The organism is Jannaschia sp. M317 (genome assembly GCF_025141175.1).
In the GTDB taxonomy this organism is placed as follows: domain Bacteria; phylum Pseudomonadota; class Alphaproteobacteria; order Rhodobacterales; family Rhodobacteraceae; genus Jannaschia.
Window position 1 is genome coordinate 2,763,616 of sequence record NZ_CP081155.1, and the last position, 20,916, is coordinate 2,784,531.

The 20,916-nt window shown below is 65.5% G+C and carries 24 protein-coding genes; 21 read left to right on the forward strand and 3 right to left on the reverse strand.

The genetic code is table 11. The features are described 5' to 3' along the window. Nucleotides 1-118: 118 nt before the first annotated feature. From K3551_RS14060 to K3551_RS14070, 3 genes are all read right to left on the reverse strand, one after another. On the reverse strand, nucleotides 119-637 hold the full coding sequence (locus K3551_RS14060; protein ID WP_259914469.1) for a holin family protein: 519 nt from the start codon (nucleotides 635-637) through the stop codon (nucleotides 119-121). After that, complete coding sequence (locus K3551_RS14065) at nucleotides 628-1,239, reverse strand: holin-associated N-acetylmuramidase (protein WP_259914481.1); 612 nt, start codon at nucleotides 1,237-1,239, stop codon at nucleotides 628-630. The genes K3551_RS14060 and K3551_RS14065 overlap by 10 nt, the downstream gene beginning before the upstream one ends. A gap of 93 nt (nucleotides 1,240-1,332) precedes the next feature. After that, nucleotides 1,333-2,541, reverse strand: coding sequence for a cytochrome b/b6 domain-containing protein (locus tag K3551_RS14070; RefSeq protein WP_259914482.1), 1,209 nt, complete (start codon nucleotides 2,539-2,541; stop codon nucleotides 1,333-1,335). Between the two features lie 172 nt (nucleotides 2,542-2,713). On the opposite strand from K3551_RS14070, the gene fabD reads away from it, so the two are divergent. From fabD to ispG, 21 genes are all read left to right on the forward strand, one after another. Continuing rightward, a complete protein-coding gene (gene fabD / locus K3551_RS14075; RefSeq protein WP_259914484.1) occupies nucleotides 2,714-3,664 on the forward strand; it encodes an ACP S-malonyltransferase in 951 nt (316 codons plus the stop codon). A gap of 1 nt (nucleotide 3,665) precedes the next feature. Next, nucleotides 3,666-4,403 (forward strand): 3-oxoacyl-ACP reductase FabG, encoded by a 738-nt coding sequence (fabG, locus tag K3551_RS14080; protein ID WP_259914486.1) that lies wholly within the window; start codon nucleotides 3,666-3,668, stop codon nucleotides 4,401-4,403. Further along, a complete protein-coding gene (locus K3551_RS14085; RefSeq protein WP_259914489.1) occupies nucleotides 4,400-4,786 on the forward strand; it encodes a RidA family protein in 387 nt (128 codons plus the stop codon). Before fabG ends, K3551_RS14085 begins: the two co-directional genes overlap by 4 nt. Nucleotides 4,787-4,941: 155 nt before the next feature. After that, the gene (locus K3551_RS14090; RefSeq protein ID WP_259914490.1) at nucleotides 4,942-5,175 is read left to right on the forward strand and encodes an acyl carrier protein; all 234 of its coding nucleotides are present in this window, start codon (nucleotides 4,942-4,944) and stop codon (nucleotides 5,173-5,175) included. Between the two features lie 88 nt (nucleotides 5,176-5,263). Then, a complete protein-coding gene (locus K3551_RS14095; protein ID WP_259914492.1) occupies nucleotides 5,264-6,145 on the forward strand; it encodes a lysophospholipid acyltransferase family protein in 882 nt (293 codons plus the stop codon). Beyond that, nucleotides 6,142-6,951, forward strand: a complete 810-nt coding sequence (locus tag K3551_RS14100; protein ID WP_259914498.1) for a glutamate racemase — start codon at nucleotides 6,142-6,144, stop codon at nucleotides 6,949-6,951. Before K3551_RS14095 ends, K3551_RS14100 begins: the two co-directional genes overlap by 4 nt. Nucleotides 6,952-6,961: 10 nt before the next feature. Then, entirely contained in the window at nucleotides 6,962-7,405 is a 444-nt protein-coding gene (gene ccmE / locus K3551_RS14105) for a cytochrome c maturation protein CcmE (protein WP_259914501.1), read from the forward strand. Between the two features lie 3 nt (nucleotides 7,406-7,408). Then, nucleotides 7,409-8,293, forward strand: coding sequence for a DMT family transporter (locus K3551_RS14110; RefSeq protein ID WP_311199736.1), 885 nt, complete (start codon nucleotides 7,409-7,411; stop codon nucleotides 8,291-8,293). A gap of 189 nt (nucleotides 8,294-8,482) precedes the next feature. Beyond that, nucleotides 8,483-9,808, forward strand: coding sequence for an OmpP1/FadL family transporter (locus K3551_RS14115; RefSeq protein WP_259914514.1), 1,326 nt, complete (start codon nucleotides 8,483-8,485; stop codon nucleotides 9,806-9,808). Between the two features lie 144 nt (nucleotides 9,809-9,952). Next, nucleotides 9,953-10,843, forward strand: coding sequence for a DMT family transporter (locus K3551_RS14120; RefSeq protein WP_259914516.1), 891 nt, complete (start codon nucleotides 9,953-9,955; stop codon nucleotides 10,841-10,843). 31 nt (nucleotides 10,844-10,874) lie between these two features. Further along, nucleotides 10,875-11,747 carry an ATPase gene (locus K3551_RS14125; protein ID WP_259914518.1) on the forward strand — a complete coding sequence of 291 codons (873 nt, stop codon included), beginning with the start codon at nucleotides 10,875-10,877 and terminating at the stop codon, nucleotides 11,745-11,747. 29 nt (nucleotides 11,748-11,776) lie between these two features. Further along, a complete protein-coding gene (gene metA, locus K3551_RS14130; RefSeq protein ID WP_259914520.1) occupies nucleotides 11,777-12,691 on the forward strand; it encodes a homoserine O-succinyltransferase in 915 nt (304 codons plus the stop codon). Between the two features lie 2 nt (nucleotides 12,692-12,693). Beyond that, a complete protein-coding gene (gene merF / locus K3551_RS14135; RefSeq protein WP_259914521.1) occupies nucleotides 12,694-12,900 on the forward strand; it encodes a mercury resistance system transport protein MerF in 207 nt (68 codons plus the stop codon). Next, complete coding sequence (locus K3551_RS14140; RefSeq protein WP_259914523.1) at nucleotides 12,897-13,865, forward strand: alpha/beta fold hydrolase; 969 nt, start codon at nucleotides 12,897-12,899, stop codon at nucleotides 13,863-13,865. Before merF ends, K3551_RS14140 begins: the two co-directional genes overlap by 4 nt. A gap of 161 nt (nucleotides 13,866-14,026) precedes the next feature. After that, nucleotides 14,027-14,899, forward strand: a complete 873-nt coding sequence (gene ppk2 / locus K3551_RS14145) for a polyphosphate kinase 2 (RefSeq protein WP_259914525.1) — start codon at nucleotides 14,027-14,029, stop codon at nucleotides 14,897-14,899. After that, the gene (locus K3551_RS14150) at nucleotides 14,892-15,509 is read left to right on the forward strand and encodes a TetR/AcrR family transcriptional regulator (RefSeq protein ID WP_259914527.1); all 618 of its coding nucleotides are present in this window, start codon (nucleotides 14,892-14,894) and stop codon (nucleotides 15,507-15,509) included. The genes ppk2 and K3551_RS14150 overlap by 8 nt, the downstream gene beginning before the upstream one ends. A 374-nt stretch (nucleotides 15,510-15,883) precedes the next feature. Then, on the forward strand, nucleotides 15,884-16,222 hold the full coding sequence (locus K3551_RS14155; RefSeq protein WP_259914530.1) for a hypothetical protein: 339 nt from the start codon (nucleotides 15,884-15,886) through the stop codon (nucleotides 16,220-16,222). A 149-nt stretch (nucleotides 16,223-16,371) separates the two neighbouring features. Continuing rightward, nucleotides 16,372-16,947: a DUF4189 domain-containing protein gene (locus K3551_RS14160; protein ID WP_259914547.1), complete on the forward strand. Its 576-nt coding sequence runs from the start codon at nucleotides 16,372-16,374 to the stop codon at nucleotides 16,945-16,947. A gap of 97 nt (nucleotides 16,948-17,044) precedes the next feature. After that, nucleotides 17,045-18,271: a 5-aminolevulinate synthase gene (hemA, locus tag K3551_RS14165; RefSeq protein WP_259914549.1), complete on the forward strand. Its 1,227-nt coding sequence runs from the start codon at nucleotides 17,045-17,047 to the stop codon at nucleotides 18,269-18,271. A gap of 135 nt (nucleotides 18,272-18,406) precedes the next feature. Beyond that, nucleotides 18,407-19,690: a helix-turn-helix domain-containing protein gene (locus K3551_RS14170; RefSeq protein ID WP_259914551.1), complete on the forward strand. Its 1,284-nt coding sequence runs from the start codon at nucleotides 18,407-18,409 to the stop codon at nucleotides 19,688-19,690. A gap of 67 nt (nucleotides 19,691-19,757) precedes the next feature. After that, nucleotides 19,758-20,891, forward strand: a complete 1,134-nt coding sequence (gene ispG / locus K3551_RS14175; protein ID WP_259914552.1) for a flavodoxin-dependent (E)-4-hydroxy-3-methylbut-2-enyl-diphosphate synthase — start codon at nucleotides 19,758-19,760, stop codon at nucleotides 20,889-20,891. Nucleotides 20,892-20,916: the final 25 nt, after the last annotated feature.

Below are 20,916 nucleotides of genomic sequence, written 5' to 3' on the forward strand. Positions count from 1 at the left end.
CGGGCAGCGCGCCGGGCCAATGGGTCAGCACGTCACGCCTGCGTCAGGGATGGGCGGGGCCGCGCGGTCAAATCCTTCGAAGGATTTGATCAGGGTTTTCGAAAACCCTGATCCCCGGTCAACGAGTGGCGTGCCAGTCGGCTAGCGCCGGGTTGCCGCCCTCCGCTTCATCCCCTCGCTCGCCCGGGACTGCGTCGGCCCGCCAGGCCGAATGCACCGGGGCGGGCCGCACGGGTGGATCGGGACGGCGCAGGTAATGCAGTTCCCGCGCGCCGAAGTAGAAGCTGACGATCGCGCCCAGCAACCACCAAAGCGGATCAGGCACAAAGGACAGCCCCTCCATCCGCCCGGCAAACCGCACCGGATCGACCATGGCAAAGACGAACAGGCCCAGCGTGCCCAGCGCCAGCAGGGGCCGCGGCACCCGGTTCAGCCCATCGACCACGCGGTCGAACCACCCCCTGCGCGGCAATGCGAATTCGGCACCCAACTGCTCCAACGCGGCGCGGTGGGCCGCCGCCGCCTGAGCCTGGCCCTGGGTCGCATCCGGGATGAAGACGCGCGACAGTCCCTGTGCCGCCCGCCCCAGTTGCGTGACCGCCCCCGTGCCGCCCGCCAATTGATCCATCAGTACCATGCCGCTGTCCTTTCCGCATGTTGCGCCGCCGTCAGGTGGTAGCGGGGGGTGATGAAATCCTCGGCCCGCGTGATCCAACCCCCCTTTCCCCCATCCCGCCGACGCGCGTATTTCCGTGACGCCGCACGCCTGTCGGCCAGAGCGTAGTAGTAATTGCGTCGGGCGATTCCGTAGGCATCGGCAATATGATCGGGCGCGGCGCGCGCAGCCGCCTCGGCAGCAGCCGCCGTTTGCGGGCCGATCACACCATCGACAGCCACGTCTTGCCCCATCTGGATCAGCAAGCGTTGCAGGATCTTCACCGCGTTGCCCCCCGCGTTCACATACATGTCGAAAACGGAAGCGCGGAGCGCCTGTGGCAGCAGACCGATCCGGGGCGCAGTGTAATAGTGATCCAGAAAGATCTGGACCGCCTGCGCCTGCGGCAGCCGCCGAACGTCCTGCGCGTCCGTATCGCCGTCGCCGTCCAGGTCCAGCCCCAGCCGCCGCATCGTATGAATTGTGACGCCGTGGTTGGTGGCCCCACCCGGATCGTCCGGGTCGTTCACAAAGCCGCCCTCGCGCGCGACGATTTCTTCGGCAATGCTCCGAACGCTGTTCATGGTCTGCCCCCCGCGATACTGTGACTGCGGGAAAGTTGGGTCGGAGCGGTTAACGCGGGGTTAGCATTTGATGTGGCCGGGCGGCGGTCTTTCTTAGGGCAAGCGGCGGGCGGTCAGATCGACGGTGACCGTTACCCCGAATCCCACGTTCGATTCGTCGGTATAGTCTGCCCCCATTCCAAAGCTACGCCGATCCAGCGTGACGCGGCCCTCTGCGCGCGCCCGGTCCCCCTCCAGGGTCAGATCGAAGGGCAACCGCAAGGGCATCTCCGCCCCGCGCAGGGAAAACGTGCCTTCGGCCACGTAGCCGTCGCCGTCGGGCATCAGGGTCGCGACAAAGCGTGCCTCGGGGTGGGACGCGGCGGCCAGGAAATCAGGACCGATCGCCTGTCCGCTGACTGAGCCCAACGTCAAAGAGCCGGTCGCCACGGCGACCTCGACCTGCCCGACCGTTCCATCGGCGCGCGGCGTCGGGTCGAAATCGATCGCAGCCTGCCAATCGGCAAACCGACCGGTGACCGGCGTGCCAAGCTGGGTGACCGTGATCTCCAGGGTTCCGTCCTCGACCGTCCAGGTCGCGGGGGCCGCCAAGCGGGGTGTTGGCGCGGTCGATGTCGCTGCTGCGGGCGCAAGCGCCAGCCCGATCCCCAACGCGCCGGCCCAGACCACGAGCGCTGCGCCGGGGGCCAACAGATGCCCGCGACTGGCGGGCAGCGGGCCGGGGTCGGTCCCTTTCCACATCCGGGCGAGCGTCGAGTCCCGGTCGATGACCACATGTTTCACCGCGCCCAGAATATGCAGCAGCAGGGCCGCGACCATGACCCGTTCGAACACCATGTGCAAAGTGGCCAAGGTCGCCGAAAGCTCCGCGTTCTTGGGCAGGAATGGCAGGCCCTGACCAAAGGGCCACCAGATCGGCGCGAACCCCTCGGCAGTGGCGTGGTGCGCCCAGCCCAGCGCCGGGACCAGCACCAGCGATCCATACAAAAGCCAGTGCACCAAGGCGGCCGCAAAGGTCTCGGCACGTCGGTCGGGATGCAGCGGCGCAGGGCGCGGCTGGCTCAACGCCCAGACAATCCGTGCGAGGGCAATGAAGAAGATCACGACACCTACCGTCTTGTGCGCCGAGAACAGCCAGGCCTTTCGCGCCAGGGCCGCATCCGTATCGAAAGGCGCATCGTGGGCGATGACGCCCAAGGCGATCGCGGTCGGGATCAGCAAGGCAATGGACCAGTGAAACGCACGCTCCACCCAGCCGTAGGCGGTGGGCGTGTTGGTTGCGGCCGTGTTGCGAGGGGGCATGGCGATCTCCGATCCGGGGTTCGCATGATGTAGCCAAGGCGATTGTTCGAATGAACCGGCGCCGGCGCACAGACTCCGTGCGGAACAGGCGGCAGGGTGCGGACAGGATGGCGCGCCCTTGAGCCGCCGCCCGACGCCGCGTAAGGGACGGACCAGCAACGAGGGAGGGGACATGACCCGCGCATTCGTCTTTCCGGGCCAGGGTGCCCAGACCATCGGCATGGGCCGCGACCTGGCCGAAACCTATCCGGCGGCCCGCGCCGTGTTCGACGCCGTGGACGCGGCCCTGGGCGAGGATCTGTCCGGGCTGATCTGGTCCGGCGATGCCGAGACATTGACGCTGACCCGCAACGCGCAGCCCGCTTTGATGGCGACCTCCATCGCCGCGATGCGTGCGCTGGAAGCGGAGGGCATCTCGGTCGCCGGACACGCGGCCTATGTCGCCGGGCATTCGCTGGGCGAATATTCGGCGCTGGTCGCCGCCGGTGCGTTGGACCTGGGCGATGCCGCGCGCCTGCTGCGCCTGCGGGGCGAGGCGATGCAATCGGCGGTGCCGGTCGGCGAAGGGGCCATGGCGGCGCTGCTGGGTCTCGGCTTCGAGGATGCGCAGGCCGTCGCGGCAGAGGCGGCGCAGGGCCAGGTCTGCCAGGCGGCCAACGACAACGATCCGACGCAGGTGGTCATTTCGGGGCACAAGGACGCCGTCGAACGCGCCCTGCCCATCGCCAAGGCACGCGGTGCCAAGCGCGCGATGCTGTTGCCCGTGTCCGCCCCGTTCCACTGCGACCTGATGGAACCGGCGGCGCGCGCCATGGCCAACGCGCTGAACGATGTGGACATCGCGAACCCGGTGGTGCCGGTCTTTGCCAATGTCTCGGCCAGCCCGGTGCAGGATGCCACCCGCATCCGGTCGCTTCTGGTCGATCAGGTCACCGGCTCCGTCCGCTGGCGCGAGAGCGTGGCGGCCATGGCCGCGGCGGGGGTCACCGAGGTCTGGGAGATCGGCGCGGGCAAGGCCCTGTCGGGCATGATCCGTCGGATCGACAAATCGCTGGCCACCCGGGCAGTGGGCACGGCGGCGGATGTGGCCGAGGCTGCGAAATCACTTGAAGAAGGCGTCTGAGATGTTTGATCTGACTGGAAAATCAGCGCTCGTCACCGGGGCCTCGGGCGGCATCGGTGCGGCCATCGCCACGGCGCTGCACGGTGCGGGCGCGACCGTCGGCCTGTCGGGCACGCGGGTCGAACCGTTGGAGGCCCTGGCCGCCGAGCTGGGCGACCGCGCCCATGTGCTGCCTTGCAATCTGTCGGATGCCGAGGCCGTCAACGCCCTGCCCAAGCAGGCTGCCGAGGCGATGGGCGCGGTAGACATCCTGGTGAACAACGCGGGCATCACCCGTGATAACCTGTTCATGCGCATGTCCGAGGACGAATGGCAGTCGGTTCTGGACGTCAACCTGACCTCCGCGTTCCGCCTGTCCAAGGGCGTGATGCGCGGCATGATGAAGGCGCGCTGGGGGCGGATCGTCAACATCTCCTCCATCGTGGGGACGACGGGGAATCCGGGCCAGGCCAACTATGCCGCGTCCAAGGCGGGCTTGGTCGGCATGGCCAAGTCGCTGGCCTATGAAGTCGCGTCGCGCGGGATCACCGTGAATGCGGTGGCTCCCGGTTTCATCGCCACGGCCATGACCGACAAGCTGACCGACGAGCAGAAAGACAAGATCAACGTCCAGATCCCCGCAGGCCGCATGGGCACGCCGGAGGAAATCGCGGCCGCGACGCTCTACCTCGCCTCGCCCGAGGCGGCCTATGTGACCGGGACCGTGCTGCACGTGAACGGCGGCATGGCGATGCTGTGAGGCAGAATATCCCCTCTGGCAGCTATCTGGAGCCGATCATGGGCTTCAGCCGTGCGGTGCGGGTCGGCAATCATGTGGCGGTTGCGGGCACCGGTCCGATCGGGACCGATGCGACCGACACCTACGGCCAGCTTGTCCGTTGCTTCGAGATCACCCGCGCGGCCCTGGCGGAGGCGGGCGCGCGTATGGAGGACGTGGTCCGAACGCGTATCCTGTTGACCGACATAGCAGATTGGGAAGAGGCCGCCCGCGCCCACGGCGAAGTGTTCAGCACGATCCGCCCGGTCATCACCGTGATGCAGGTGTCCGCCTTTGTCGATCCCGCCTGGCGGGTGGAAACCGAAGTGGACGCCATCCTCTCGGACCCGACGCCGGCCCCCTGACAAAAGATTTGCCATCAGGCGACCCCGTGATATAGGCGGCGCACAATTCCCGGGGGGCTTGAACGGTCGCCCGGTGTTCACATCTAGGTGAGCAGCCCGGCATGGGGCCAGACATGCATGACAGGCCCCTATGGGTCACGGAATGAGGTAGAGACATGAGCGACATCGAGGACCGCGTCCGCAAGAAAGTCGTCGAACATCTGGGCGTCGAAGAAGAAAAGGTCGTGCCGAACGCGTCTTTCATCGACGATCTCGGCGCCGATTCGCTCGACACGGTCGAGCTGGTCATGGCCTTCGAGGAAGAGTTCGGGATCGAGATCCCCGACGATGCCGCCGAGTCGATCCAGACCTTTGGCGACGCCGTCACCTTCATCTCGGCCAACACCTGAGCCGAGGTCGCGACATGCGATGATCTGGGCACCCTTCGGGGTGCCTTTTTCGTTTCCAGATCAGCCAGCCTGTCGCACAGTAAGACCGATGACCCAGACCAGTCGAAGCACCGCACGCCAGATCAGCTATGCCACCGGCGCACGCACCCGTCGGGGGCGAATGGTGATCCGGGGGATGGAATTGCTGGGCGGGCGTTCTGGCCTGTTGCGCCGGGCGCGCGGCTATGACGCCGCGGTCTCCGAGGGGACGTCGTTCTGGGAAGAGATGTGCCGCCGCTATGGTCTGCGACCCCAGGTCGTGCGCGGCACGCTTAGCGCGATCCCCGCGACCGGCCCGGTGGTCGTGGTCGCGAACCACCCCTACGGCATCCTGGACGGACTGGTCCTGTCGCTGATCCTGTCGCGGGCCCGGCCCGGTGGATTTCGCGTCATCGCCAACGACGTCTTTCTGCGCGCCCCGGACATGGCGGATGTGGTGCTGCCCGTTTCCTTTGACGACAGCCGCGCGGGCCGGGCCACCAACCTCGCCATGCGGCGCACGGCGCTGTCGTTTCTGGCAGGTGGCGGCCTGATCGGCGTGTTTCCCGGCGGGGCCGTGTCAACGCCCGCGCGCCCGTTCGGCCCGGCCCGGGACCCGCATTGGCGCGGGTTCTCGGCAAAGCTGATCCGGCAATCGGGTGCCACCGTTGTGCCGATCCACTTCGAGGGGGCGAATTCCCGGCTGTTCCACCTTGCGTCGCACCTGCATGCCACGCTGCGTCTGGGCCTGTTGATCCGTGAATTCGGTGCCCGCACGGACGGACCGGTCCGGTTTTCCGTGGGCGATCCGATTTCCCCGGCGGAAATCGCCGCCCATCCCGGCAACCAGACGGAGTTGATGGACTGGCTCCGCTGCAAAGCCTATGCAGCCGGGGATGAGGATCCTGCGAAGGGGTTCGAGTTCGACACGCAAAAGGCGGGGTGCACATGAGCGTCGGTATCTTCGATTCCGGTTTGGGGGGGCTGACGGTCTGGGACGCGGTCACGCGCCGCCTGCCCGATCTGCCGGTCAGCTATTTCGGCGACAACGCCAACGCGCCCTATGGGGTGCGCACCGCCGACGACATTCACGGCCTGACCCGGCGCGCGGTCGAACAGATGTGGGACGAAGGTGCCAACCTGGTCGTGCTGGCCTGCAACACCGCCTCGGCGGCGGCCCTGCGCCGCATGCAGGAAGATGGCGTGCCGCAGGGCAAGCGGGTGCTGGGCGTCTTCGTCCCCCTGATCGAAGCGATGACCCAGCGCAACTGGGGCGACAATTCCCCTCCGCGCGAGGTGGACGTCAAACAGGTCGCCCTGTTCGCGACCCCTGCCACCGTCGCCAGCCGCGCATTTCAGCGCGAACTGGCCTTTCGGGCCATCGGCGTCGATGTCGAGGCGCAGGCCTGCGGCGGCGTGGTCGATGCGATCGAGGACGGCGACATGATCCTGGCCGAGGCGCTGGTGCGCAGCCACGTGGACGCCCTGAAACGCAAGATGCCCAAACCGGACGCAGCGATTCTGGGCTGCACCCATTATCCATTGGTTCAGGATGTGTTCCAACGCGCGCTTGGCGAAGATGTGACCGTTTTCAGTCAGGCCGACATTGTCGCCGAGAGCCTGGCCGACTACCTGTCGCGCAGGCCAGAGATGGTGGGCGACGGTGGGGCGCGAATGGTGACCACCGGCGACCCCGAACAGGTTTCGGCCCGTGCGACGCAATTCCTGCGCCGTCCCATGAGTTTCGAGGCCGCCTGAGGAGGGAGCCATGCGTTCGCTGAAGAAAACCCGCCGCATTCAGGTCATCGCCCTGGCCGTCGTCGCGCTGGCCGGGTCGGCTGCGTTGATCGGGTACGGATTCCGCGATGGCATCAACTTCTTCCGGTCGCCCAGCCAGGTGGCCGAGGCCCCGCCACCGCCCAGCGAAGTGTTCCGCATCGGCGGACTGGTTGCAGACGGCAGCCTGACACGCGGCGCGGGCACGACCGTCCGCTTTGCGGTGACCGACGGCGGCGCATCCATCCCGGTGACCTATACCGGCGTTCTGCCCGATCTGTTCGGTGAGGGCGAAGGCATGGTCGGCACCGGCAGCTATGTCGACGGCACCTTTGTCGCGACCGAGATCCTGGCCCGCCACGACGAAACCTACATGCCCAAAGAGGTCATCGACGCCCTGAAGGAACAGGGCGTCTATCAGGCTCCGGAAAGCTAGGGCGTGACCAAAACCTCTGCGCCGATGGCGACGAATCTGCGCGCCGCGCTTTGGATGCTGGGCGCGATTGCCTCTTTCACCTCCATGGCGGTGGCGGGGCGCGCGGTCTCGCATCTGCACGACACCTTCGAAATCATGTTCTACCGCTCGGCCGTGGGCGTGGCGATCGTGCTGTGCGTGATCGTTCTGGGACGCCGCCGGACCGAAGTGTCGACCGCGAACCTGCCCATGCAGCTGTTTCGCAACGTCTGTCACTTTACCGGACAGAACCTGTGGTTCCTGGCGATCACGCTTGCCCCGCTGGCGCAGGTGTTCGCGCTGGAGTTCACGGCCCCGTTGTGGGTGCTGCTGCTGGCCCCCGTGATCCTGGGGGAGCGGGTCCGGCGCGTGCAATACCTTGTGGCGCTTGTGGGCTTCGCCGGTGTTCTGCTGGTGGCGCAACCGTTTTCGGGGACGATGGCGCCTGGTGTGCTCTGGGCCGGGCTGGCGGCGGTGTTCTTTGCTCTGACGAACCTGCTGACGCGGCGATTGACCCGGACCGAAAGCGTGCTGAGCATCCTGTTCTGGCTGACAACGCTGCAACTGCTGTTCGGGTTTGTCTGTGCGGGCATCGACGGGGCCTTTGCCCTGCCCAGCGCGGCCACCCTGCCCTGGCTATGCCTGATTGGCCTTGCAGGGCTGAGCGCGCATTTTTGCCTGACCAACGCGCTGGCGCTGGCACCTGCCTCGACCATCATGCCGGTTGATTTCGTCCGACTGCCCCTGGCCGCGCTGATCGGTGCCTATCTTTATGGCGAAGGCGTCGATCCCCTTGTGCTGATCGGCGGTGCCGTCATCCTGGGGGCCGCCTGGGCCAATTTGCGCCTGGCCGATGTAAGACAATCTTAACGATTCTACGCGAAAGATTGTTGCGAAGCTGCAACCACAGGTCGGCTGTCGCAACGACCACAGTTTTGTGACGTAGGGTCGGAATTGACCGGGGTGCCCTGCGGTTGTTTCCAATCCGTCAAGACACCACCCGGAGGAGGAGCCGGGCCAACGCCGACACGATCGGCGCAAACCAGGGATGAGGACTACATGAACCGCTTTACACTCGCCGCCCTCGCGGCCTTCGTTGGCACGGGCGCGGCCACTGCGGGCGGGCTCGACCGTTCGGGCCAGTCCGTTCTGGCGATCTTTGACGACCCGATGACCGCGGGAATTGGCCTCAGCTACGTGCAGCCCAGCCTGAATGGCGCGGATGTTGGCGGGGCGACGGGCACCTATGACGCGGGGCGCAGCTACTCCTCCTACTCCTGGAGCTTTGCGAACGAGGTCAACGACCGTTTCAGCTATGCCGTGATCGGCGATCAGCCGTTCGGTGCGGATATCTTTTACAACGACAACCCGCTGACATCGAACCTGGGCGGCACCACGGCTGATCTGTCGTCGGACGCCATCAGCTTTATCGGCAAGTACCAGTTCACCGACCGTGTCAGCGTCTTTGGCGGACTGCGGGCGGAACAGGCGGGCGGGCGCGTCGCGCTGAACGGTCTGGCCTATGCCAATGCGATCCCGGCGGCCGGTGTGGCCCGCGCGATCAACGCGGCCAATCCGAATGCTGGCGTCACCACCGCCGCCGTGGGCGGGGCGCTGCAGTTTGCCAACGGCAACCAGAACGCCCAGACGCAGGCGGCCTTCAACCAGGTTGCCGCAGCCGTGGGCGGACCGGCCAATTTCGCCGCCGCCGTCGCCACCCCGTTCGGCCAGGCACGCGGTGCGTTCCAGGCCACCGGCGGCTACTCGGTCGAGCTGGAGCAGGACTGGGGCGTGGGCCTGACCCTGGGTGCCGCCTATGAGATCCCGGAAATCGCTTTGCGCCTGGCCGTGACCTATCACAGCGAGGTCGAGCATTCGACCAACACCTCCGAAATCCTGGGTCCGGTTGGCGGGGCCGCGGCCATTCCCGGCACGCTGACCTTCAACTCGCCGCAGTCGGTGAACATCGATTTCCAGACCGGCGTGAACGAAAAAACGCTGGTTCTGGCGTCGATGCGTTGGACCGACTGGGATGATTTCGACGTGATCCCCCAGACGTTGGGCGCGGATCTGGCGAATATCGACGACAGCTATCGCTGGACGCTGGGTGTTGCGCGGCGCTTCTCGCCCGAGTTGGTGGGTCTGGCGTCCCTGACCTACGAAAAGGACGGCGGCGGTGCGACGATTTCGCCCCTGGGGCCGACTGACGGCCAGATCGGCCTGTCGATCGGCGCGCGCTACACCAAGGGCAACCTGAACGTATCGGGCGGCATCAACTACACCAAGGTCGGCGATGCCTTTGCCGGGGTCGGTGGCCAGCCCGTCGCCAGCTTCACCGACGGCAGCGCCGTGGGCGTGGGCCTGCGGGTCGCCTACAAGTTCTGAGGTCCCCCCGGGACCGACGCGCAGACGCCCCGCCCGACCCGGCGGGGCGTTTTGCGTCCAGCCAGGCAGATAGCTGATCCGTCAATTCCTGATAGCCGCAAGTTCCGGGTTTTCCGACGCTCTGCCGCCCCGTAGCAGGGGGCCATGACACAGAACATGACATCCCGCGCCTGGGGCGAACTTATGCTGCTGGCGCTGATCTGGGGCGGCAGTTTTCTGTCGATCCGGGTTGCGCTGGACGAAATCCCGTTCGTGACCTCGGTGGCCTTTCGCGTGGGAGTTGCGGCGTTGGTTCTTTGGGGCTGGGTTGCCTTGCGCCGCCTGCCCCTGCCCCGCGATCCGCGGATCTGGGGCGCGCTCTTGGTGATGGGGGTTCTCAACAACGTGCTGCCGTTCTCTCTGATGGCTTGGGGACAGTTGCATATCGAAACGGGCCTGACCTCCATCCTGAACGCGGGAACGGCGGTGTTCGGGGTGCTGGCCGCGGCGATCTTTCTTGCAGACGAACGGCTGACGCCCCGCCGCGCCCTGGGCGTCACCATCGGGTTCTTCGGCGTGGCCGTGGCCATCGGGTTGGAGAACCTGTCCAGCTTCGACCTCCGCTCGGCCGCACAGCTGGCGGTCGTGGCCGGCACCATCTGCTATGCGCTGGCGGGGGTCTGGGCGCGCACCCGGTTGACGGGTCTGGCCCCGCAGGTGCAGGCCGCAGGCATGTTGACCGGGTCCAGCCTGGTCATGGTGCCCGCCGCGCTGATGATCGACGGCATCGTCGTGCCGCAACAGTCCGACACGATCCTGGCCGTGGGGTATTACGCGGTGGTCGCGACAGCGCTGGCCTACCTTCTTTATTTCCGGGTGCTGGCGACGGCAGGCAGCGGCAACGTCATGCTGTGCACCTTGATGATCCCTCCTGTGGCGATCCTGCTGGGGGCCTGGGTGCGGGGCGAAGTCCTGGCCCCGACGGTCTACCTGGGCTTTGCTCTTCTGATTGCAGGCCTGCTGATCCTTGACGGACGGCTGTTCAGGCAACGTTGACCGCGCTGCGCGGCACGGCTACGCCCACGCCATGATTTATGCGACCGAAGCCGACTGGCGATCCGCCCCCAACCGCCGTGTAGCGTTCTTTGGCATGTCCGGTCTGGGCAAGACCCACGTGTCCGAGATCCTGCGAGACTCGGGCGAGTGGTTCCATTACTCGGTCGATTACCGCATCGGCACCGCCTACATGGGCGAGCATATCAACGACAACCTCAAGCGCGAGGCGATGAAGGTCCCTTTCCTGGCCAAGCTGTTGCGGACCGACAGCATCTACATCGGCTCCAACATCACCTTCGACAATCTCGACCCGCTGTCGACCTATCTGGGCCAGCCGGGCGACCCGTCGAACGGCGGCCTGCCCCTGCCCGAATATGAACGCAGGCAGGAATTGCACGTCCGCGCCGAGGTCAACGCCCTGCTGGACACGCCGCATTTCATCGACCGCGCGCAGGAGATCTACGGCTACGACAACTTCGTCTGCGATACCGGCGGATCCACCTGCGAGGTAGTCGATGCCGAGGACCCGGACGACCCGGTTCTGACCGCGCTGAGCCAGAACACACTGATGGTCTGGATCGAGGGGACCGAAGATCACACCCAGACCCTGATCGACCGGTTTTCGCGCGCGCCCAAACCGATGTGCTATCGCCCCACGTTCCTGACCGCCGCCTGGGCCGCCCATCTGGACCGCACGGGCAAACGCCCCGATCAGGTCGATCCGACTGAATTCGCCGTCGAGGCCTATGCCGCCGCCATTCGCGAACGCCAGCCGCGCTATGCCGCCATGGCGCGCAATTGGGGCGTCAAGACGACCGCCGCCGAGGTCGCGTCGGTCCGCGATGCCGAGGACGTGAATGATCTGGTCGCCGCCGCCCTTGGCAGGGCCGCCGCGCGCGACTAACTAGGCCTCCCACTGCCGAGGATACGACCATGCCCATCACCCTGCCCCGTGACCTGCCTGCCTATGATGTGCTGGGGTCCGAGGGTGTCATGGTCATGTCCGACGACGATGCCACCCGGCAAGACATCCGCCCGCTGCGCATCGCGCTGCTGAACCTGATGCCGATGAAGATCACGACCGAGACGCAGTTCGCGCGGCTGATCGGCGCGACGCCCCTTCAGATCGACCTGACGCTGGTGCGGATGAGCGAACACCAGACGCGCAACACGTCGGCGGCGCATATGGAGGCATTCTATCGCCCGTTTCAGGACGTGAAGGCCGAAAAATTCGACGGACTGATCATCACCGGTGCGCCCATCGAACAGATGCCTTTCGAAGAGGTCACCTATTGGGATGAACTCTGCGAGGTCATGGACTGGACACAGACCAATGTGCATTCCACCTTCGGCGTCTGCTGGGGGGCCATGGCGATGGCCTGGCATTTTCACGGGGTGAAAAAGCATCTGCTGGATCACAAGGCGTTCGGGTGCTTTCGCGTTCACAACGAAGACCCGTCCTCACCTTACCTGCGCGGATTTTCCGATGACTGCGTGATCCCGGTGTCGCGCTGGACCGAGATGCGCCGCGACGAGATCGAGGCCGCCGGCATGGAGGTTCTGCTCGGCTCTGACGAAACGGGGCCCTGCCTGATCGAAGACCGCGCACACCGCGCGTTGCATATCTTCAACCACTTCGAATACGACAGCGACACCCTGCAAAAGGAATACGAGCGCGACGTGGCCAACGGCACGCCGATCAACGTGCCTGGGCACTACTATCCGGGCGACGACCCGACGCAGGTGCCGCAGAACCGGTGGCGCAGCCATGCGCATCTGCTTTACGGCAACTGGATCAATCAGATCTACCAGACGACCCATTTTGACATGTCGAAAATCGGGACCTGACTGTGGCGCGGCGTCGGTTGCTGGGCATAGGAGCGGTCGGCGCGGGTGTGACCGCGCTGTGCTGCTTCACGCCAGTCCTGCCGATCCTGCTGGGTGCCTTGGGGGCCGGGGCGCTGATCCCCGTCGTTTACAATGATCTGTTGTTGCTGCCCCTGCTGGCCGGGTTCCTGATCCTGATCGGCTATGCCCTGCTGCGAGGGCGCCGATGACTCGGCGCGGCCTGCTGAAGGGCGGGACGCTGGCCGGGCTGACTGCCTTGGGGGGTGGTGCCCTTTCCCGGCGGATCCGCGCCCGTGAGGCCGGGGCAGAGGCCGCCTTTCCGCCCGAGGGCCGCATCCTCGACGTGGACGGCGTGCCGGTGCATGCGGTCGTGCGCGGAACGGGACCGGATCTGGTGATGATCCACGGCGCGTCGGGCAACGCGCGGGAGTTCACCTTCGATCTGATCCCCCGGCTTCAGGACCGCTACCGCTGCATCGCCTTCGACCGTCCCGGTCTGGGCCATACGGGGCGGACGGACCCAGCCTATGACGCCGCCTTCACGTCCCGCGCCGAAAGCCCGGGCGAACAAGCCGGCCTTCTCGCAAGGGCCTACGCCCAGATCGGCACCGGCACGCCCCTCGTTCTGGGCCACAGCTTCGGCGGCACGGTCGCACTGGCCTGGGCGCTGGATCATAAGGCGCGTGCGCTGGTCCTGCTGGCCCCTGCGGCGATGGAGTGGCCCGGTGGTCTGGGCACGACCTATGCCGTCACGGCCTCCGCCCCCGGTGGCGCAGTGGCGGTACCCCTGATCACCGCGCTGGTACCCGATGCGCAGATGGACAAGATCACGCGGACGATCTTTGCCCCCGATCCCGTGCCGCCGGGCTATCTGGATCACATCGGCGGACAGTTGACCCTGCGCCGCCGGTCTCTGCGCGCCAACGCGCGGCAGGTGAACGGGTTGAAACCCCATATCGTCGCAATGCAGGCCCGCTATCGCGAATTGTCGCTGCCAATCGAGTGGCTGCATGGCACGGCCGACACGATCGTCCCCGCGACCATTCACGCGCACCCCTTCAAGGCGCTGAGGCCGGGCACCAATCTCACGCTACTCGACGACGTGGGACACATGCCGCACCACGCCGCCCCTCAGGCGGTCATCGCCGCCATCGACCGCGCCGCTGCGGCCTAGGGGGCCTGGCTTCCTCTGGCCAAAAATACCTCGGGGGTCCGGGGGCAGAGCCCCCGGCGGATCGGCCCGCGCCAGCGGGTCGATCCCTTGGACCTGAAACAGGAAAGTTGCCCCCCTCCGCTCTGGCACCCATATAGACAGGACCCGACCCGAGGAAGATCATGCCCAAGCCCTTCGACGCCGCCATCACCCGTTTCTACGAAGACGAGGCCCCCAAATCGGTCCGCGAGGCCATCGCGGAGGCGAAGAAGAAAGACATCGTCACCCCGGACTTCCCCTACGACGCCTGGATGGACAAGGACGACTATGAGGCCGCGTTGGCCACGCTACAGATCGAGTTGGTGAAATGTCAGTCCTGGCTGCGCGACAGCGAAACCCGCGTCGCCGTCGTCTTCGAGGGACGGGACGCGGCAGGCAAGGGCGGCACGATCAAGCGGGTGCGCGAAAACCTGAACCCCCGCATCGTGCGCACCGTCGCCCTGTCGAAACCGACAGAGCGGGAAGCGGGGCAATGGTATTTCCAGCGCTACGTTCAACACCTGCCCTCGGCGGGCGAAATGACATTGTTCGATCGGTCGTGGTACAACCGGGCCGTGGTCGAACATGTCTTTGGTTTTTGCACGCCGGATGCCAGGCAGCACTTTTTCCGCCAGGTCCCCAAGTTCGAGGAAATGCTGGTCGATGACGGGATCATCCTGATCAAGCTCTGGCTCAACGTCGGTCGGGCCGAGCAGTTGCGCCGGTTCCTCGCGCGCGAGGATGATCCGCTGAAACACTGGAAATTGTCCGAGATCGACGTAAAGGGCCTGTCGCGCTGGGATGCCTATACCGATGCCATCGAGGAGACGTTCGCCCGCACCCACACCGATCCTGCCCCCTGGACGGTCGTGCGGTCCGATGACAAGCGGCGGGCGCGGCTGAACGCGATCCGCGTGATCCTGAGCCGGATTCCCTATGCCGGGCGCGACGACGCGGCGCTCAAGATCGACGATCAGATCGCGGGCGGCCCGGAGCTTTGGCTGAACGGTGCCTAAACGCGGGTACCATCACGGCAACCTGCGTCAGGCCCTGGTCGACGCGGCCCTGTCCCTGATCGAGGAGAAAGGGCCGACCGGCTTTACCCTGTCGGAGGCAGCCAAGCAGGCGGGGGTGACCCCGGCGGCGGTCTATCGCCATTTCGAAGGGCGCGAGGATCTGATCATCGAGTGCGCCCTGCAAGGGCACGCGATCTTTGGCGATCTGATGGAATACGCCTTCGAGACCGGGCAACCATCGGCCCTGGCCGCATTCGAGGCGACGGGCCGTGCCTATCTGGCCTTCGCCCGCAAATACCCCGGTCACTACATGGCGATGTTCGAATCCGGCCTGTCGCGCCATGCCACGCCAGAGCTGAGCCGCGCAGTGAACCGGTCACGGGGTGTCCTGGAAAAGGCCGCCCAGGATCTGTCGCAACATATCCCCGCCGACCGGCGCCCCCCCGCCGCGATGGTCAGCGCGCATATCTGGGCCATGAGTCACGGCGTGGTGGAGCTGTTCGCACGGGGCAATCCCGGCGCGAACACCCCCTTTCCCCCAGAGGACCTTCTGGAGGCGGGAATCGGGGTCTATCTGCGCGGGCTTGGTCTGATTGCTGCGGAAGCCTGAGGGGGCTGACAGTTCTTGGTTCGACTGGCGGCCCGCTTCGACGCTTTTTTTTCCGTCGGCGTAGGCCGACTCCCCCCCCCTGAGCGTCCGACTCACCCCGTCATAGCGACCTGTCCCCTCACCTTTGTTGCGGTTTCGCAGGGTTCAATCACGCCCGCGTGAGGCCTCGTCGCGCGGGCGTGAGGGGGGTGCGGGGCGGAGAGGTATATGTGCATATATGCACGCTTATCGCGTCATACTCACGGTTTCGTTTGTTGAATGTCAGGTCCGCAAGGCGCAAATAGGGTTCATCAGCAGGGCAAAACACACCGCCTCGCATCAAACCCAAACGGGCCCGCCGCAACCACAGGGTCCACCGAAAAAGGACTAACGTTATGAAAACCCTCATCATCTCCGCCCTCGTCGCTTCCGCCGCTCTGACCGGTGCCGCCTCTGCTCAGGTCGGTTCGGGCGCTGCCGCTGCCACCGCGCACTTCAACCAGGACGTGAACGTCGCCAACGACGCCGTTTCGCTGATCAACCTGGACGGCGACCGGGTCGTGGTCTCCAGCCGCTCGGGCGGTCTGGGCGCGGTCTTCGCGCTGTTCAACTCGGACGCGGACACCGCGAACGACTTCACCGGCCAGAACGGCGCTACGTTGGCCGCCACGACCCCTGCCTACAACGCCGACATCTTCGCCGAGATCGAGCGTCAGCGCGAACTGGACGACTGATCGACTAGACGACGCCAGCAAATAATCGAACGGGCTGCGCAATTGCGCGGCCCGTTCTGCGTTTGGGGGGTGGATCGTCACGACCACGCAACGGCTGGGCAATCGGGGGCCCGCGCGCTAGGTCTGACACGAACGAGCCGGAGGATCAGATGTTGCGCCGATTGACCATCATACCCGCCCTGTTTTGCGCCCTGCCCGTCCTGGCACAGGACACCATGGATCAACGCGACGCCAAGCGGCAGCTTTTCGGCACGCGCACATCCGAGACGTCGATCCTGCCGCAACCGTTCTTGGCCGAAGGCGATCTCGCGACGCTGCGCGCCATGCCGAAGGTGGCGAGCCTGAAATATTATGGAGCCTTGGCGGTTTCACCCGAGGCCGGGCTTCAGAACGCGGCCTCGACCGGGGCCTTCAACTATCATTCCCTCGACGCGGCGCGCGCCGCCGCGATCAAGGAATGCAATGCCAAACGGCCGGGCGGCCCGGCCTGCGTGGTCGTGGCCGAAGTGACGCCCCGCCGTTTCGAAGAAGACCGCGCCCTGACCCTGAGCCAGGATGCCACCAAGGTCGTCGCCGGACGCGATTTCCGGCGCGCGGGCGACAATGCGGCGATGGCGATCAGCGAGGCATCCGGCGCCTGGGGGATCGGCGACGGGGCCGACGCGGCGATTGCGATGTGTGCCGCCGATGGCGCGCGCGATTGTGAAGTCGTCGTCGCCAACTGACTTTGCGCGACATTATGGTATCTGGTTTAAGCGGCCTCGCTGCCTTAGGCCCGCTGCGAAAGACGGGCCGCCTGGGCCAAACGATAAGGACGACCCGATGACGGATTACACGGACGCGCTCGATCAGGCCCTGTCAGCCCTGCACGAGGAAGGCCGCTACCGGACCTTCATCGACATCGAACGCCACCGTGGTCAGTTCCCCCATGCGACGTGGAACAAGGCCGATGGGACGACCCAGGACATCACCGTCTGGTGCGGCAACGATTATCTTGGCATGGGCCAGCACCCCGTGGTTCTGGCCGCGATGCACGAGGCGATCGACGCGACCGGTGCCGGGTCCGGTGGCACGCGCAACATTTCTGGCACCACCGCCTATCACAAGGCGTTGGAGGCGGAGCTGGCGGACCTGCATCAAAAAGAGGCCGCGCTGATCTTCACGTCGGCCTATATTGCCAACGACGCCACGCTCAGCACCCTGCCAAAGCTGTTTCCAGGTCTGATCATCTACTCGGACGCGCTGAACCACGCCTCGATGATCGAGGGGGTGCGTCGCAATGGTGGGGCAAAGCGGATTTTCCGCCACAACGACGTGGCCCATCTGCGCGAATTGCTGGAGGCAGACGATCCTGCCACCCCCAAGCTGATCGCGTTCGAATCGATCTATTCCATGGACGGCGACTTTGGCCCGATCGAGCAGATATGCGACCTGGCCGAGGAATTCGGTGCCCTGACCTATATCGACGAGGTTCACGCCGTCGGCATGTATGGCCCGCGCGGGGCCGGTGTGGCTGAACGCGATGGGCTGATGGGCCGGATCGACATGATCAACGGGACATTGGCCAAGGCCTACGGCGTGATGGGCGGGTATGTCGCCGCGTCGGCCAAGATGTGTGATGCGATCCGCAGCTATGCCCCCGGCTTCATTTTCACCACCTCCCTGCCGCCCGCTGTTGCCGCCGGCGCCGCCGCGTCGGTCAGACACCTGAAAGGCGACCAGGCGCTGCGCGACCTGCAACAGGATCGCGCCGCTGTTCTGAAGCTGCGGCTGCGTGGGCTGGGATTGCCGATCATCGACCACGGCAGCCATATCGTGCCAGTCCACGTGGGCGACCCGGTCAAATGCAAGATGATCTCGGACAGATTGTTGACGGATCACGGTGTCTACGTGCAGCCGATCAATTTCCCGACGGTCCCACGCGGCACCGAACGCCTGCGGTTCACCCCTTCGCCCGTGCACACTCCGCCCATGATTGATGCATTGGTGCGCGCCATGGACGACCTTTGGTCGCACTGTGCGCTGAATCGCGCCCAAGCGAGCGCCTGACGAAAACCGTGCATTGTGGGCTTTTTGCTGCTACTCTAGGGGTGGCAGTGGAACTTCGATGGGGAGTCGGGGTTCGTTTATCAGGACGGAATCGTGCCCAAAGAGGCGTGACCGCAATGTTCGAGGGGCAGGCTCATGTTTGGCCGGAAGTCGAAGTTTATCTCCAAGGTTGAAAGCCCTGATCGGGGCTTCGACTCCTTCGAAATGCGTTTGGGCGATGAAATGCGGGGCGAACGTGCCACGCTGGGCAAATCGCTGATGGATGTGCAGCGCGAGCTGCGGATCAAGGCCAGTTACATCGCCGCCATCGAAAATGCCGATCTGACTGCCTTTGACAGCCAGTCTTTCGTGGCCGGCTACGTGCGCAGCTATGCGCGCTATCTGAACATGGATCCCGAAATCGTCTTTGCCCGCTTCTGCGAGGAATCCGGTTTCGGTGGAATATCGGCGCTCAAGCCGATGGAATCCGAAATCACCCGGCGCGATGCGCCTGGCCTGGCCGTGATCCCCCGTCGCAAGGCCGCAAAGCAGGCGCAACCGATCGACCCCTTGATGGGCGCGGGCAATCCGTTCGCCAACAAGGCCACGCCGGTCTTTGCAGGGTTTGAACCCGGTGCGCTCGGCTCGTTGGCGGTTCTGGCGATGCTGGTCGGCGGCATCGGCTATGGCGGCTGGACCCTGGTGCAGGAAATTCAACGGGTGAATGTGGCCCCGGTCGAACAAGCGCCAGAACTTGTGGCCGAGCTGGATCCCCTCGCCCCCACGGTCACGCAGGCGGATGCACCGCAAGTGGCGGGTGTCGACGTGCCCACGACCGAGGCCTTGTCGCGCCTTTACAGACCGCAAGCCTTGGACGCTCCGATCCTGACCGCGCGCGATGCGCCGATTGCAACGATTTCGCCGCGTTCCACCGGGGCCTTGGCCGCGTTCGAACCGGCTGGCCTGAACGGGCCCGATGCTGATGCGTCTTCGCAGATCGCATCGGCCGTCAATGGTGCCCTGTCCGAGGCCCTGGGCGAAACGGCCCCCGGCGCAACCCCGCCGCGGGTTCTGGCGACCGTTCCCGATGCAGTGGTTATCGTGGCGGCAAGCAACGCATGGGTCCGTGTCCGCACTGCCGACGGAGAAGAGCTGTTGCAACGCAACCTGGCCGCTGGTGAAACCTTTGAAATTCCGCCCAGCGATGCGCCCGTCTCGCTGCGCACCGGCAACACCGGCGCGGTCTATTTCTCCGTGGCCGGTCAGACCTATGGCCCCATCGCACCGGGCGCGCAGGTGTTGACCACAGAGATTTCGGCAGATCTGGTGACCGAGCAATATGCCTTGGCCGATCTGACCGATGGCAGCGACATCGCCCGCGTTGTCGCAGAGCTTTCGGCAGACGTGCCGCTGCCCGGGGCCGACACCCCGACAGAGTGACGCGCTTGCGCCATGGGCGCGCGGGCCTTACCTGTCGGATGTGATCCGAAAGTCCGAGGCCGCGCCCATGTCACTCCACGCAATTCGCCCCTGGCGCCAAATCGACCGCCGCAAGTCGCGTCAGATCATGGTCGGCAATGTGCCTGTGGGCGGCGATGCCCCCATCACTGTGCAAACAATGACGAACACGCTGACCACGGACGTGGCCGCGACTGTCGCGCAGGTGCAGGCCGCCGCCGAGGCCGGGGCCGATATCGTCCGGGTTTCCGTCCCTGACGAAGCCTCTTCGAAAGCGTTGAAGGAAATCGTGCGCGAAAGTCCGGTGCCCATCGTGGCCGACATCCATTTCCACTACCGTCGCGGAATCGAAGCCGCCGAGGCCGGGGCCGCCTGCTTGCGCATCAACCCAGGCAACATCGGCAGCGCGGATCGCGTCCGCGAGGTCATCCAGGCCGCGCGCGACCACAATTGTTCGATCCGTATCGGGGTGAACGCCGGGTCGCTGGAAAAGCATCTGCTTGAAAAATATGGCGAACCTTGCCCCGATGCGATGATCGAAAGCGGGCTGGACCACATTCGTATCTTGCAGGACAACGACTTTCACGAGTTCAAGATTTCCGTGAAGGCGTCGGACGTCTTCATGGCCGCCGCCGCCTATCAGGGTCTGGCTGACGCAACGGACGCACCGATCCACCTGGGCATCACCGAGGCCGGGGGGCTGACATCTGGCACGATCAAGTCCGCCATCGGGCTGGGCAACCTGCTTTGGATGGGGATCGGCGACACGATCCGCGTGTCCCTGTCGGCGGATCCGGTCGAAGAGGTGAAGGTCGGCTACGAGATCCTGAAATCGCTGGGCCTGCGCCATCGGGGCGTCAACGTCATTTCCTGCCCCAGCTGTGCGCGGCAAGGCTTTGACGTGATCAAGACGGTCGAAGCGCTGGAAAAACGGCTGGAACACATCAAGACGCCCATGTCGCTCAGCATCATCGGGTGTGTCGTCAACGGCCCCGGCGAGGCGCTGATGACCGATGTCGGCTTCACTGGCGGCGGAAATGGCGCGGGCATGGTCTATCTGGCCGGCAAGCAAAGCCACAAGCTGTCGAACGACCAGATGGTCGATCACATCGTCGAACAGGTCGAAAAGAAAGCCGCCGAGATCGAAGCCGCGCAGTCCGCCGAGGCAACTGCCGCCGAATGAGATTCGCGGTCGACAGGATCGCACC

What these genes read in the sequence shown, in the direction of transcription:
- K3551_RS14060 (WP_259914469.1), bottom strand. Translation starts at nt 637, where the DNA reads ATGGTACTGATGGATCAATTGGCGGGCGGCACGGGGGCGGTCACGCAA.
- K3551_RS14065 (WP_259914481.1), bottom strand. Translation starts at nt 1,239, where the DNA reads ATGAACAGCGTTCGGAGCATTGCCGAAGAAATCGTCGCGCGCGAGGGC.
- K3551_RS14070 (WP_259914482.1), bottom strand. Translation starts at nt 2,541, where the DNA reads ATGCCCCCTCGCAACACGGCCGCAACCAACACGCCCACCGCCTACGGC.
- fabD (WP_259914484.1), top strand. Translation starts at nt 2,714, where the DNA reads ATGACCCGCGCATTCGTCTTTCCGGGCCAGGGTGCCCAGACCATCGGC.
- fabG (WP_259914486.1), top strand. Translation starts at nt 3,666, where the DNA reads ATGTTTGATCTGACTGGAAAATCAGCGCTCGTCACCGGGGCCTCGGGC.
- K3551_RS14090 (WP_259914490.1), top strand. Translation starts at nt 4,942, where the DNA reads ATGAGCGACATCGAGGACCGCGTCCGCAAGAAAGTCGTCGAACATCTG.
- K3551_RS14095 (WP_259914492.1), top strand. Translation starts at nt 5,264, where the DNA reads ATGACCCAGACCAGTCGAAGCACCGCACGCCAGATCAGCTATGCCACC.
- K3551_RS14100 (WP_259914498.1), top strand. Translation starts at nt 6,142, where the DNA reads ATGAGCGTCGGTATCTTCGATTCCGGTTTGGGGGGGCTGACGGTCTGG.
- ccmE (WP_259914501.1), top strand. Translation starts at nt 6,962, where the DNA reads ATGCGTTCGCTGAAGAAAACCCGCCGCATTCAGGTCATCGCCCTGGCC.
- K3551_RS14115 (WP_259914514.1), top strand. Translation starts at nt 8,483, where the DNA reads ATGAACCGCTTTACACTCGCCGCCCTCGCGGCCTTCGTTGGCACGGGC.
- K3551_RS14120 (WP_259914516.1), top strand. Translation starts at nt 9,953, where the DNA reads ATGACACAGAACATGACATCCCGCGCCTGGGGCGAACTTATGCTGCTG.
- K3551_RS14125 (WP_259914518.1), top strand. Translation starts at nt 10,875, where the DNA reads ATGATTTATGCGACCGAAGCCGACTGGCGATCCGCCCCCAACCGCCGT.
- metA (WP_259914520.1), top strand. Translation starts at nt 11,777, where the DNA reads ATGCCCATCACCCTGCCCCGTGACCTGCCTGCCTATGATGTGCTGGGG.
- K3551_RS14140 (WP_259914523.1), top strand. Translation starts at nt 12,897, where the DNA reads ATGACTCGGCGCGGCCTGCTGAAGGGCGGGACGCTGGCCGGGCTGACT.
- ppk2 (WP_259914525.1), top strand. Translation starts at nt 14,027, where the DNA reads ATGCCCAAGCCCTTCGACGCCGCCATCACCCGTTTCTACGAAGACGAG.
- K3551_RS14155 (WP_259914530.1), top strand. Translation starts at nt 15,884, where the DNA reads ATGAAAACCCTCATCATCTCCGCCCTCGTCGCTTCCGCCGCTCTGACC.
- K3551_RS14160 (WP_259914547.1), top strand. Translation starts at nt 16,372, where the DNA reads ATGTTGCGCCGATTGACCATCATACCCGCCCTGTTTTGCGCCCTGCCC.
- hemA (WP_259914549.1), top strand. Translation starts at nt 17,045, where the DNA reads ATGACGGATTACACGGACGCGCTCGATCAGGCCCTGTCAGCCCTGCAC.
- K3551_RS14170 (WP_259914551.1), top strand. Translation starts at nt 18,407, where the DNA reads ATGTTTGGCCGGAAGTCGAAGTTTATCTCCAAGGTTGAAAGCCCTGAT.
- ispG (WP_259914552.1), top strand. Translation starts at nt 19,758, where the DNA reads ATGTCACTCCACGCAATTCGCCCCTGGCGCCAAATCGACCGCCGCAAG.